Annotated in this window: 11 protein-coding genes and 1 tRNA gene; 3 read left to right on the top strand and 9 right to left on the bottom strand. The window is 60.2% G+C overall.

The annotated features are described in order from the left end of the window. Nucleotides 1-21: 21 nt before the first annotated feature. The 6 genes from EDE08_RS01645 to EDE08_RS01620 form a co-directional block, all read right to left on the bottom strand. Nucleotides 22-999, bottom strand: coding sequence for a branched-chain amino acid ABC transporter permease (locus EDE08_RS01645; protein ID WP_245524689.1), 978 nt, complete (start codon nucleotides 997-999; stop codon nucleotides 22-24). A gap of 28 nt (nucleotides 1000-1027) precedes the next feature. After that, nucleotides 1028-1897, bottom strand: a complete 870-nt coding sequence (locus EDE08_RS01640) for a branched-chain amino acid ABC transporter permease (RefSeq protein WP_061878373.1) — start codon at nucleotides 1895-1897, stop codon at nucleotides 1028-1030. A 243-nt stretch (nucleotides 1898-2140) separates the two neighbouring features. Beyond that, on the bottom strand, nucleotides 2141-3316 hold the full coding sequence (locus EDE08_RS01635; RefSeq protein WP_131866535.1) for an ABC transporter substrate-binding protein: 1176 nt from the start codon (nucleotides 3314-3316) through the stop codon (nucleotides 2141-2143). Between the two features lie 31 nt (nucleotides 3317-3347). Then, nucleotides 3348-4790, bottom strand: a complete 1443-nt coding sequence (locus EDE08_RS01630) for a glutamine synthetase family protein (RefSeq protein ID WP_131866533.1) — start codon at nucleotides 4788-4790, stop codon at nucleotides 3348-3350. Between the two features lie 34 nt (nucleotides 4791-4824). After that, complete coding sequence (locus EDE08_RS01625) at nucleotides 4825-6183, bottom strand: aromatic ring-hydroxylating dioxygenase subunit alpha (protein WP_131866531.1); 1359 nt, start codon at nucleotides 6181-6183, stop codon at nucleotides 4825-4827. Between the two features lie 57 nt (nucleotides 6184-6240). Further along, nucleotides 6241-7926, bottom strand: coding sequence for an amidohydrolase (locus EDE08_RS01620; RefSeq protein ID WP_131867406.1), 1686 nt, complete (start codon nucleotides 7924-7926; stop codon nucleotides 6241-6243). A 217-nt stretch (nucleotides 7927-8143) separates the two neighbouring features. Between EDE08_RS01620 and EDE08_RS01615 the strand changes: the two genes are divergently transcribed. Genes EDE08_RS01615 through EDE08_RS01605 form a run of 3 tightly spaced genes read left to right on the top strand, consistent with a single transcriptional unit; the run spans nucleotide 8144 to nucleotide 10557 of the window. Further along, a complete protein-coding gene (locus EDE08_RS01615) occupies nucleotides 8144-8467 on the top strand; it encodes a 2Fe-2S iron-sulfur cluster-binding protein (protein ID WP_131866529.1) in 324 nt (107 codons plus the stop codon). Then, entirely contained in the window at nucleotides 8464-9702 is a 1239-nt protein-coding gene (locus tag EDE08_RS01610) for an NAD(P)/FAD-dependent oxidoreductase (protein ID WP_131866527.1), read from the top strand. The genes EDE08_RS01615 and EDE08_RS01610 overlap by 4 nt, the downstream gene beginning before the upstream one ends. Nucleotides 9703-9762: 60 nt before the next feature. Beyond that, nucleotides 9763-10557: an IclR family transcriptional regulator domain-containing protein gene (locus EDE08_RS01605; protein ID WP_131866525.1), complete on the top strand. Its 795-nt coding sequence runs from the start codon at nucleotides 9763-9765 to the stop codon at nucleotides 10555-10557. A gap of 25 nt (nucleotides 10558-10582) precedes the next feature. Here the strand turns inward: EDE08_RS01605 and EDE08_RS01600 are convergent, their stop codons facing one another. The 3 genes from EDE08_RS01600 to EDE08_RS01585 form a co-directional block, all read right to left on the bottom strand. After that, entirely contained in the window at nucleotides 10583-10924 is a 342-nt protein-coding gene (locus EDE08_RS01600) for a 5-carboxymethyl-2-hydroxymuconate Delta-isomerase (RefSeq protein ID WP_061878380.1), read from the bottom strand. 27 nt (nucleotides 10925-10951) lie between these two features. Further along, nucleotides 10952-12640, bottom strand: coding sequence for an amidohydrolase (locus tag EDE08_RS01595; protein ID WP_245524666.1), 1689 nt, complete (start codon nucleotides 12638-12640; stop codon nucleotides 10952-10954). A 571-nt stretch (nucleotides 12641-13211) separates the two neighbouring features. Further along, nucleotides 13212-13286: transfer RNA gene (locus EDE08_RS01585), tRNA-Gln, on the bottom strand. Nucleotides 13287-13343: the final 57 nt, after the last annotated feature.

Below are 13343 nucleotides of genomic sequence, written 5' to 3'. Positions count from 1 at the left end.
GCAGTTCGAGCAGCGACTGGCTCACGGGCGTCTCCTCAGCGCCGAGGCGGTGCGACCAGCAAGCAAGCCTCCCAGGGATACCAGGCCCTTCGGGGCGAACAAAACGACCGCGATCAGCAACGCACCGACCATGGTCATCCAATGGAATGGATTTGCAGCCGAGACATAGTGCTCGAACACTTGGAAGACGATGGATCCGATCAGCGCGCCCCAGAGACTGCCTGCGCCACCCAGGACGAGCATGACGAGAGCTTCAGCCGACCGCTCAAATCCGACGCTATCCAGTCCCACGACGCCCGTATTGATGGCGTTGAGAGCACCGCCAATTCCGCCAACAACCCCCGACACGCCATACATCAGCACGAGCCGCGGATACACGCGGGCACCGATCATCCGAGCTCGAAGGCTGTCATCCTTGATTGCCTGACAAAGCAGGCCGAAGGGAGAGTGCACGATTCGAAGCAGCACCACGAACACGACCATGAGCACCGCAACGGAGAACACGTAGCCGGTGCGACCGTACATGTCGAACGCATAGACCCCGAAGATTCGTCCAGGCGAAATGCCGGACAATCCGTCGCTTCCGCCCGTCAGGCTGGACAGTTTATTGGCTAGCGCCGCGATGAGCTGTCCGACCGCAATGGACAGCACGAGCTGGGGGAGCCCCTTGAACCTCGTGACAAGGAGCCCTGAGACCAGCCCCATCACGGCACCGGTCACTGCCCCCACGAGCAACAACAGCAGGGGGTCGGAATGTCCGGCAAGGCAGGCGTTGCCCACGACGTAGGCGCTCACACCGTAGATCGCAGCATGTCCAAGGGTGGCGACACCGCAATACCCCGTGACCAGATCGAGCGACAGCACCAGAAGCGTGATGCTGATCAGTCGCGTCAGAAACGCGAGGTCATCAGGAAAAAGCGTGTAGCCGAGCGCTCCGAGCGCCAGCGTGATCGCGACAGCGCGCAGCTCGACCGGGACGGAGAAACGAGGCGCGCTCATGCCATCGACCATGATTCGATCGGTCACGTCAGTGTCTCCTGCCCAAAAGGCCGTTCGGAAACAGAAATACGACCAGGATGACCGCAAGATAGAAGAAGAACTCACCATATTCGGGTGCAAGGTACTTGCCGGTCGTGTCCGCAAGGCCAAGCAATATCGATGCCGCCACGGCGCCTGGGATCGATCCCGCCCCGCCGACCGAGACGACGACAAGGAAAGTCACCATGTATCTGAGCGCGTAAAATGGTTCGACGGGCAAGAGCTCGGCGCCCACCACACCCCCGAACGCCGCCAGGCCGACCGCAAGCGCGAATGTCGCGGAAAAAAGGATCTGCGTCTTGATTCCGAGCGACTCGGCCATATCACCGTTGTCGACCGCGGCACGCAGCCGGATCCCGAACTCGGTGCGGTCGATCAGCAGCCAGAGCAAGCCCGCGGTGCACACTCCGCAAATCATCACGAAAATCCGATGAGCTGGGATCATTCGGAAGCCGAGATCGACGGGACCGCTCAGCAGCGGAGGCAGCGGAATGGATTTGGTCGTCGGGCCAAGAATGTAGTTGGCAACGCCGATGATGACGAACGCGATGCCGATCGTGAGCAAAATCTGGGTCAGCTCATCGGACTTGCGATAGATCCGGCGATAGAGAAGAAACTCGAGCGGAAAGGCGATCGCGATGGTGCCGAGGACCGCCAGGACAATCGCGAGCGGATATCCAACTCCTGCGCTCTTGAGCGCGAAAGACGCGAGATATCCCCCGATCATCGCAAATGCGCCATGAGCAAGGTTCACGACCCTCATCAGGCCCATCATGATGGACAGCCCGATGGAGATGATGAAAAGCACCATGCCGTACGAAAGGGCATCCAGCCCGATGCTGAGACCCGTCCACGCCATTAGCTGAATACTTCCGCGGCTTTGAAATGTTGCGACCCCAACACGTCATGCCGACGGACCACCGTCATCAAGGTCTTGACCGACCTCAGGTCGACGGACAGGTCGAACGGGTCCCGGTCGCTGGCATCGCCATAGATGCGAGCGCTGACGAAGCGAATAGACTGCGACCGACCACTCATTCTGAGCCCCTCTCCGACACGATGAAGAGATTGCTCGCGAGATTTATTTCGCGAGCAATCCGCTCTAGTTCTTCGCCAGACCCCAGTCCGGCTGCGCATCGAACGTTTGCAGTTCCTTGTTGAGGAACTTGCCGTCCTGCTTCACGACTTCGCGCAGATATACGTTCTGACGAATATGCCGGGTATCCGGGTCGATCGACACGGGTCCGCGCGGACTGACCCATTTCATGCCCTTCACGGCCGCAAGGGCTTTGTCCGGATCCTTTTGACCGTTCGTGGCCTCGACCATCTTGTAAATGAGCCGAGCACCGTCATAGGCCGCGACCGACGCCATGGTGATGTCGTCAGGCTTGGCGCCCGCCTTGATCATATCGGCCAGGAAGGCTTTGTTCTCTGGAGAGTCGTGCGAGACCGCGTAGTGGTAAGTCGACAGGATGCCTTCGCCGCTGTCACCAATGTTCGGAAGATCTGGCTCGGTCACGACATCACCGGTGGACAGCAACTTCACGCCGGACGCTTTCAGTCCGTTGTCGATATAGGCCTTGACGAAACCCAAGGTTGGCGGACCGGCCGGCAAGAACGTGAAGATCATGTCTGCGCCGGAATCCTTGATCCTTTGCATGATTGGACCGAAATCGGTCGTATTGAGCGGCATCCTGACCGATTGGACGATGGTGCCTCCATCTGCCTCGAACGTCTTTTTGAAGGCTGCTTCGGCATCGATGCCGGGGCCGTAATCGCTGACGGCGATCGCCACCTTCTTGGCCGCTCTGGCCTTCGCCACCTTTGCCGCGGGGACCGTGTTCTGCCACATCGTAAAGGACGTCCGCACGATATAAGGACTCTTCTCGACGATCGCCGACGTCGCCGCGTTCATGACGACCATAGGCACCTTCGCTTCCTCAAGAAGCGGAGCGACGGCCAGGGCGTCCGGAGTGAAGTACAGTCCCGCGATGTATTGAACCTTCTCCTTGACGATCAACTCCTGAGCCAATGATTTCGACTTGGCGGGGTTCGGCGATTCTTCGTCGCGATAGACAAACTCGATCTGATGATCGCCGACTTTCGATCCATGCTTGGCCACCCAGGCGTCAATGCCGTACTTGAAGTTCTGGCCGAACAAGGCATACGGACCGGACATGGTGCCAATGATCCCCACCTTGATCGTGTCGCACTGCGCCGGCGAGATCCAGGCAGTGGCAATCGCGACGGCCCCAACAAGTCCAAACCTCAAGCCCATGTCTCTCTTCTCCTGCTTCGGTGATGCCATTTCAGAACATTTCGAAATATTCTCGCTGCTCCCACTCGGTGACCGTCGATTGGAAGCGCTCGATTTCCGCGTTCTTGATGAAAACGTAGTAGTCGACGAATTTCTCTCCCAGAGCCTCGCGGAAGAAGGGGTCATCGCGCAACGCGAACACCGCCTCGCGCAAGGAGGTCGGTAGGAGGTTTGCCTTGGTCTCGTAGGGGGTGTCCGCCGACGGACCGGGATCGAGCTGACGATCAATGCCGTTGAGGCCGGCCAGAATCTGCGACGCCATGTACAGATAGGGGTTTGCGGCTGGCTCGCCGATCCTGTTTTCGAGCCGGGTGGCTCTATCGTCGGGACCGCCCAGCACGCGGATCATGACGCCCCTGTTGTCGCGTCCCCAGATCGCCCGATCCGGAGCCAGCGAATAGGAACGGTAGCGCTTGTAGCCATTGATCGTCGGCGTCGAGAAGACCGTGGATGCCCTGGCATGCTCCAGCAGCCCGGCCATATAGTGCTTGCCAAGTTTCGACAGACCGGCCGGTTCGCTCGTCATGAACGCGTTGGCGCTGTCTTTTCGGGAGACCAGCGATTGGTGAAGGTGCCACCCCGATGACATCACGTTCGGTATCCGCGGCCGGCACATGAAGGTCGCGTGATAGCCGTGGCGGTTGCAGATCTGCTTCACCGCCGTACGAAACAGCACCATGGTGTCCGCCGGCTCAATGCCGACGGTGGGCTGAAACACGAACTCGCACTGGCTCGGCCCGTATTCCACCTCGATCGACCGAAGCGGCAAGCCCAGCGCCGCGATGTTTTGCCTGATCAGCTCGAGCGCAGGCTCCATCTGGTCATAGCGTTGCTCCGTCAGGTACTGATAGCCCTGCGAAAGCAGGCTGACCTCCGGAGGCTCACCCGGTTGCCCGGGACTGCCGGCGTCCGAGGGCGCTAGTCGGGCGTTCTCGACTTTGAAGATGTGGCATTCGACCTCGAGGCCCGCTTTGAAGTCATAGCCCCGGTCTTTGAGCTGCCCCAGCACGGATTGGTACAGGCCCCTGGAGGCGAAGGGCACGGGTCGTCCGTCGGAGAAGTAGAGGTCGCAAAGCACCCACCCGGTTTTTGGTGCCCAGGGGAGAACCTTGAAGGTGGTGGGATCGGCGACCATCATGATGTCGCCTCCCCCTTGCATCTCGTGCATCCCGAACCCGCCGCCGGCGGTGAAGACGGGAAACACCGTGCGGTGAGAGGTGTCTTTCGCGAGCAATGTCGTCGTTATCGAGCAGCCGCTCTCGATCGACGAGAGCGCCTCGGAAGCGACCAGCGCCTTGCCGCGCAAGATGCCGTGCTGGTCCGGAAAGGAGAGCCGGATCGTATGCAACTCCTGCTCGTCCGCCATCCGCCGCATGCGGATGGCAGCCTCCTTCTGTTCGGCCGACCAGAGACCGTGCTTTTCGACGAAACTCAACGACATCTCCTTTGCTGAGCTGGGCCGGCCTGGGTTATTCGGCGGCGGTCAGGTGAGGCACCTTCTTGGCGAGCTCGGCGGGCACCGGCGCGGCCCAGGGAGCGCCCCGACGACGCTTGACGTCCACTTCCATCCAGTAGGTTTCCCAGCCCTTCGTCGGACCGATACCGTCCATTGTGGCCGGCCCCTGGATGCTGCGCGCGCTGGCAGCGTCGAGGAACAACAGCGGCTTGCCTCCGGCGGCCACCTTCTCGATCTCCTGGCGAAGCAGCCGGCGGTACTGAATGATCGCCTTGTCGGATTGCCCGAGATGCTCACGCGTCCGGTCCTGAATGGCGCCCATCGACTCGACGGCCCACTGGTCGTGGACGTTGATGTCCGCGCCCATGCCGGTGTAAGTCTCGGTCGCCTGCTCGTGCGGGTCGAAGCCGTAGTCGTTCGACTTGTTCTTGCGCGAGCGGTATTCCGGCAACTCGTAAAGCTCGAGGCGCTGCGCGCGCATTTTCGCCTTGTCGACGGGCGCGGCGTAGCTGGTGAAAATCGCATACCAATAGCAATTCACGTCGTCGACGGGCACATGCCACTGGGTAATCGTCATCTCCGTGCTCATCGGAATGACGAACGCATGCGGGAATAGCTGGTTGGTGACGCGAACGTGGGTGCGCTGCTCGTCGATTTCTCGCAAGGCGATGAGCCGCAGGCCGTATTCGGTGTGCTCGACATTGATGATCGGCCGGTCGTACTCGCGCAGGACCTTCGTCATGGGCATTTCCGAGTCGGCCGACGCACCGCGAAACTGCTTGCCATAGGCCGCCGATGTATCCTCGTCCTCGAAGAACCGGTGAAGGAACGAGGCATGAGCCGGGTCGATGCCGACTTCCAGGGCCTGCAGCCAATTGCATTCGATCAGGCCCTTGAAGGCGAAGGTGTATTCCCCCGGCGCCGCGAAGCAGTCGATCTCCGGAAACGCGGGCGGCTCGCCTTCACCCAAATACGCCCACAGGATTCCACCCTTCTCCAGGACAGGGTAGGACCGCTGCTTGATGTTTTTGCAGAGCGAGGAGTTTGCAGGCTCGGCAGGCGTCTCGAGGCACTGTCCCGTAGCGTCGAACAGCCACCCGTGGAAGGCGCAACGCAGGCCACCGTTCTCGAGCCGGCCGAAGGCGAGGTCGGCACCCCGATGCGGGCAGTCGCGATCGAGCAGGCCATAGCGCCCCGTTTCGTCCTTGAACAGAACGAAGTTCTCGCCGAGAAGCTTGACGGCCTTGATCGGGCGCCCCTCCTCGAGTTCGTCGACGAGCGCAGCAGGCTGCCAATACATCCGCATCAGCTTTCCCGCAGGCGCCTTCGGTCCGACGCGGGTAATGAGGTCGTTCTGCTCTTGGCTCATCATGACTTGGATCTCCTCTCTCCGGCTTCGAGATGCGTCCTCATGCTTTCGGGACGCAGATTAACGCTGAAACACGATCTTGCCGCCGACAATCGTCAGGTCGGCTTTGATGTCCTTGATCTGCTCCTCGGGGACCGTCATGAGGTCCGCCGACAGCGCGGTCAGGTCCGCGAGTTTTCCGGCCTCGATCGTCCCCTTCTCGTTCTCTTCGAACATATAGTGCGATGCCGCGCTGGTGTAGAGGCGCAGCGCCTGCTCGCGGCTGACGGCTTCGTTCGCTCCATAAACGCGTCCGGCGGGATCCTTGCGGGTCACCATGATGTACATGTTGATGAAGGGATTGATCGTGTTCACCGGGAAGTCGGTGCCTGCGCCGAGGCTGTTCAGCCCCACCTTCTCGATGAGAGTTTTCGTGGGCACAGCCCGATTGGCGACCGCCGCACCCAGGAAGCGTTCGACGGTGACCGCCTTGTCCCACATGAACACGTTCTGGAAGTCCACTCTGACACCGAGGCGCTTCGCGCGCTCCATTTGCTCGGGCACTATCAAGCTTCCATGGATCAGGACGAAACGCCGCTCCTTGATCGATTTTTCCTTGTCGGCCGCTTCAAAGGCATCAAGGACTTGGTCGATGCCCTTGTCGCCGACGGCATGGATACCCACGCGCCAATTGTGGCGATTGCAAATGGACACCAGCTCCTTGAGACGTTCCGGCGATTGCTGGGCAATGCCGTGGTAGTCATCATGCGAGTCTGGATAGGCCTCACGCATGAGCGCCGTCTTGAGCGTCATGCCGCCATCGTAAAGGATCTTGATCCCGGCGAACTTCAGCCAATTATCGCCAAAGCCCGATGAGGCGCCGTTGCCTCGCATGATGGCCTCCCAGGCCGCGTTCTCGGCGGGGGGCTCCGGGCGCCACATGAGACCGACCCGTAGCGTTGCTTCACCGGCCTGTGCCACTCGCTGCAGGGCCGCGATGTCCCTGGGCGAGGTGGCCCCTTCCACGGCGCTGGTGATCCCGAACGAGTTCAGCACACCTTCCGCGAGCTTGAATTGGCGAAACTCGTCGTCCGCGGTCCACTCCGGAACGGCCTTTTCGACCTTGTCGATCGCCGTCTCGACCAGAACGCCGGTCAGCTCACCAGCACTGTCGCGCTCAAACGATCCGCCGCTTGGGTTTGGCGTGGCCTTGGTTACGCCGGCCTTCTCGAGCGCCATCGAATTGGCCATCGAGAAATGGCCAACGGTCCGGAGATAGACCGGATTGTTCGGCGCGACGCCATCAATCTCCTGACGTGTCAGGTAGCGCTTTTCCGCGAGTTGTGACGGGGGATGCCAGGCGCTTCCGATGATCCACTCGCCGGGCTTCTTCTTCGCCACGAACTGCTTGATGCTCGCGAGGGCATCCGCAACAGTCTTGGCGCCGCTCATACTCACGACGTAGTCCGACAGACCGGCGGCCTTGAAATGCGCGTGCGTGTCGATCAGCCCGGGAACCACAGTCTTGCCCTGCAAGTCGATCGTGCGGGTGCGATTTCCGGCCAACGCCTTGATCGTCGCCGTGTCTCCTACGGCCAAGATTTTTCCGTCGCGAACGGCAAGCGCTTCCGCAACCTTTGACTGACCGTCCATGGTGAGAATCTTGCCGTTGAGCAAGGCAAGCGAGGGAGCACTAGCCTCCTGCTGCTGGGCAAACGCCGCGCTTGATGTCAGCACCACTCCCACGATCGCTGTCGTCAGCTTCATTGCGCCCTCTCCGCTAGTTCGGTAGACGAACAACCGTTCGATATTATTCAGAATGACTCCAGTGTGACGAGCAAGCAAGCAAAATATTTCCGCAAATCCTGCCTAATGGAACCGCAGCGGCGGTAACAAGTCGAGGTTGAGGGGTCGCTAGAATTGGTTTAACCGTCTAACGAACTTATGTTCTTATATCGAACAACACCAAGGGAGCGGAGGTCGGATGCCGCGAGTGAGATTTGTCCAGCAAGACGGCTGCGAAAAATCCATCGAGGTCGGACGCGAGGTGAGCGTGATGCTCGCAGCCGTTCGCAACGGTATTCCCGGTATTGATGGCGAATGCGGCGGCTGCCTCGATTGCGCGACCTGTCACGTCTACGTCGATGAAGAACAAACAAGCTCTCTCCCTCAGCCGAGCGAAGAAGAGCTCGAGTTGCTATCCGCCGTCTCGGGAGAGCGAAAGCCGAACAGTCGGCTGAGTTGCCAGCTGAAGGTGCTGGCCCCTCTCGACGAGCTGGTGGTCCATGTGCCGGCGAGGCAATCGTGACGGGGCTGGTCATCATCGGCGCCTCATATGCCGGCGTTCAAGCCGCTCTCACAGCTCGTGACGCCGGCTATTCTCAGCCCATCACCATTGTGTGCGACGAAGAGTGGTTGCCCTATCAGCGGCCGCCGCTATCCAAGGACTTCCTTCTCGGGCGCATCAGCGAGCAAAATCTGATCTTGCGCGACGAGACTTTCTTCGAAGGCAAGCAGATCAATCTCGTTCTTGGGCAGCGCGCCACGCTGCTTGATTTGCGCGCGCGACAGGTCACTCTGGCCGGCGACAACGCTCTGGAGTTTGAAAAACTCCTCATCGCCACAGGCTCGCGCGCACGGCGCATCGCGGTCGAGGGCGCGGACTTCGATGGAATTTTCTATCTGCGGTCGGTGACTGATGCGATCGAGCTGAAGGCACGTCTGGCCGATGCCGCGGAGATCGTCATCGTCGGGGGCGGCTTTATAGGGCTGGAAGTTGCGGCCTCCGCGGCAAAGCTGGGCAAGAAGGTCACCGTCGTGGAAGCGAGCAGCCGCCTGCTTGAGCGTGCAGTCTCGCCGGTCTTGTCGACCTTTCTTCTTGATACGCATCTGCGGGCTGGCGTCGACGTGATGCTCAACGAAACGGTGACTTCCTTCAAAGGAAGCGATCGAAAAGTTTCCGCTGTCGTGCTGGGCAACGGTGCCAGTGTCCACGCCGACCTGGTGCTGGTGGGGATTGGTGGTGTCGCCAACGACGATATCGTGCGCTCGGCGGGGCTTAGATGCACGAATGGAATTGTTGTTGACGAGCACGGACGATCCGAGACATCGGACATTTTCGCCGCCGGTGACTGCGCCAACCACTTCAACCGCTTTTGCGAAAGCTGGGTGAGATTGGAATCGGTGCAAAACGCCCAGGATCAAGCAAAGGCAGCTGGACTGGCGATCGCCGGCGCTCCCGCGCCCTATGAGAGCGTGCCGAGGTTCTGGTCCGACCAATATGACGTCAAGCTGCAGATCGTCGGGCTGGCCGGACAGTATGATCGGCAGGCGGTCCGAGGTTCGGTCGACGACGGAAGGTTCTCGGTCTTCTACTATCGCCAAGGGCGGTTGGTCGCGGTGGACAGCGTCAACCGGCCAGGCGAGCAAATGGCAGCCCGGCGCCTGATTGCCGCGGGGATCTCCCCTGCACCGGAGCAAGCCGCAGACCCTTCCTTTGACCTCAAATCCCTGGTGACAGCCGCAGACAAGGCTGGCGCCTGACCCGCGTATTTGTGATGGTTCTCACTTCCGAGAGGCCGCCGACAGGGACCGCCCAATAGAATGCCGAGGCTGAAGCGTACGGAAGAAGAGGAAAAGGCGCGGGAGGGAGGCGAGTTCATCGAGACCCTGGATCGGGGTCTTCGCGTGATACAGTCGTTTGGCATCGATCGCCGTCCAATGACCCTCAGCGACCTCTCCAAGAGCGCGAATCTTCCGCGGGCGACGGTGCGCCGGATTCTGATGACCCTCGTCAAATCCGGATTCGTCGCGGGCAACGAGCGGTTGTTTTCGCTAACGCCCAGAGTGCTGCTTTTGGCTTCGGCCTATTTGACGTCGAACCAAATCAGCACCGTGATGCAGCCGTTGATGGACGAGGTCGCTGGCAGGGCCAAGGAGGTCTGCTCCCTTGCGATCCTGGATGGCGAAGAGGTCGTCTTTATCGCCCGTTCGAGTCCGGCGCGGGTATTTTCGACCGGACTGGACATAGGATATCGGCTGCCGGCTTTCTGCACGTCAGTGGGACGCGTTCTGCTGGGCAGATTGGCAAACGACGAGCTGACGAGAACGGTCGACGGCATGAAGCTGGCGACTCAGACCCAGTCGACGCTGCTCGACAAATCGGCAGTGATTGCGACAATCATTGCCGACCGCACCAAAGGGTATAGCCTTGTCGATCAGGAAGCCGAAGAGGGCTTTCGCTCCATATCGGTGCCGATTCGCCGCTACGATGGCGCCGTCATCGCAGCCGCAAATATTGGCGCTCATGTCGATCGCATCACGACCGGTGAGATGATCGATCGCTTCCTGCCTCTCCTCAAGGAGATGTCCCTCGCCGCGCAGCCCCTGCTCGTCTGAGAAGCTGCCTTTTGGCGAGCACCCGTCATTTCAGCCGTTTCTTGTAGGCGACCGGGTCCATGTCACGGACATCCACGCTTATGCTGACCACATCAGGGCATCGCTCTGTCATCGTCCGTCGAAAGCTCGTACTCAGCTCGACCTTCTGGTCGGGCGACCGACCTTCGAGCAAGTAGACCGACAGATGCACGAAGCTGTCACGCTTCCCGGCAACTAGGAAATCGTTGTAGACGCACGCCCGCACCTTGACGTCCTCCGCCTTCATGATCCCCGTTCGCCAAGCGGCTTCAAAGAGCGCTTCCATCAAACCTGTTACGTCGTCGCGAGCGAGCGCCCCTTCCGAGTATTCGATCACCAAGTGCGGCATGACGTTGTTCTCGTTTTTAGGTCGCGCTCATGAGATGGCCTCACCGTCGTAGACCATTCGCCCCCCAACGATGGTCCGTACAGCCGTGATGTCCTTGATGCTTTCTTCCGGGATCGTCATGATATCGTCGGACAGAACAACCATGTCGGCATACTTGCCCGGTTCTATTGATCCGACTTTGTCCTCTGAAAACGAATATCGAGATGCCGCGCTCGTGTAGAGCTGGATAGCTTCCTTCCGGCTGATCCGTTCGCCTTCTCCATACACGTCGCCATCCTTGTCGCGGCGGGTCACCATGACATACATATTGACGAATGGATTTAGGAGGTTGATCGGATAGTCGGTACCTTGCCCAATCAACTTCAAGCCCATGATGTCGATCATGGTTCGCATGGGGAAGGCCCGGTCGGCGGTATCTTTGCCGAGAAATTTCGCCACGACAGCCGCCTTGTCCCAGAGGAACGAGGTCTGCGCATCGACACGCACGTCCAATTTCTTGGCACGCTGCATTTGATCCGGTCGCATAAGACTGCCATGGATGACGATAAAGCGCCTTCCCTCGATAGATCTCTCAGCATCCGCGAACTCGTAGGCGTCCAAGACACGGTCGATGGCGGCATCCCCAACGGCGTGAACACCGACGCGCCAGCCATAGCGATTGGCCGCTGCAACCAGGGCATTGAACCTGGATGGCTCGATGACGATGGTCCCCTTGTATTCGCGATCGTCGGGGTAACCGTCCCGCATCGCGGCTGTCCGCAATGTCATCCCGCCGTCGATCTGAAGCTTGACGCCGGAATAACTCAACCAATCGTCGCCGAAGTCTGAAGCTGCGCCGATGCGAGAGAAGAACAGCTCCCATTCTTCGATCGTCATGCTGGGATTGAGGCCGCCCGTCGGCGCGTACATGGCGCTGATGCGCAAAGACGCCTGGCCGGATTGCCGGACTCGCTGATGGGCGCGGAAAGTTGCGGGATCGACTGCCGCGCTGATTGCGGAGGTCAGCCCAAATTGATTGAAGTATCGCATCGCGAACTTCATCTGCTCATCGCGATCCTCGTCCGACCATTCGGGCAGAAGGGCGTGAACGAGGTCCTCCGCGGCCTCCTCCAATGTACCGTTCGGCTCGCCGGTGGATTTGTCGCGATGGATGATCCCGCCATCCGGATCAGGCGTGTCCTTCGTAATTTTCGCGAGGGCCAAGGCCTCCGAGTTGACGAGAGTGAAGTGGCCAATCGGCAAGCATACCGGATTGTGGGGAGCCGCCCGATCGAGCTCCTCGCGCGTCAAGAAGCGCTTTTCGGCCAATTGCGAGACCGGGTGCCATTGTGCACCGCGCACCCATTTCCCCTTGGGCAATCTGCCAGCGTGTTCCCCGATACGGGCCAATGCCTGCTCGACCGTGGTGACGTCGTTCAGCTGCACCGTGTACTTGATCAATCCTGCCTGCTCGACATGAGCATGGGTATCGATCAGGCCCGGAAGGACGGTTCGACCGCCCAAATCAATGACGGCCGTGTTCGGGCCCGCGAGCGCAGATATTTCATCGATCTTGCCGACCGCGACGAAGCGGCCGTCTCGCACAGCGACCGCGCTCGCCACGCCAAACAGCGGGTCAACCTTGAGGAACTTGCCGTTGGTGTAGATCGTGTCGGGTGCGCCGATGGACTCGCTGCGGTTCGCGCCGCGGGCACTATGGCCACGTGAAACCATCATCCATCCACTTTAGTTCTTCGTTCGACTACCGAACGATTGTTCGTATATCTTGGATTTTTAAGCGTCCGATCTGCAATTGTCAAAGACTAGGCTTTGGCGACCTTGGAGGACGACAGATTGCACCTGCACCGTGTGACTCGCGCTCAGCGAGGCATCCGACAAGCAGAATCGTTCCGGCCGGCGATCCACAGCTGCCCTCGCGCCTAGTGCGCGTTGCTCCTGACTTGTCCTCAGCAAAAATGCCGTCGCGCTGCCTTCGCGCCCGAACAGGGCCGCGGTGGTCGGGTATGCCCTCCAGGACGCGCGTCTCGCAGATGCCGCAGTCTTCCATGCAGGAAAAGCTCGCGGCGAGCAGCGGGGTGATGCCGATCCCGCCCGCAATCAGGATCGAATGATCCGCGTGCTCGACGAGCGCGAAGTCGTTGCGCGGACCGGACGCGGTGACCGTATCCCGCACGGATCTGGTCGTGAATGAAAGTGGAGCCGCCGCGACTTGCCGTATCCTTGTTGACCGCAACCGCGTAACGATGCCGCTCTACCGAGCTACACCACCTCCGGGGACACGACTGCTTGGCTGGGGCGGGAGGGATCGAACCTCCGAATGGCGGAATCAAAATCCGCTGCCTTACCGCTTGGCTACGCCCCACCAGGCGACTGACGGAATGGCGGAAGATCGGGCTACCACGGATTCTCTCCAGTCGCA

Source organism: Bradyrhizobium sp. R2.2-H (assembly GCF_004346455.1).
Classification (GTDB): domain Bacteria; phylum Pseudomonadota; class Alphaproteobacteria; order Rhizobiales; family Xanthobacteraceae; genus Bradyrhizobium; species Bradyrhizobium diversitatis.
This window is presented reverse-complemented; position numbering and strand designations above follow the sequence as displayed.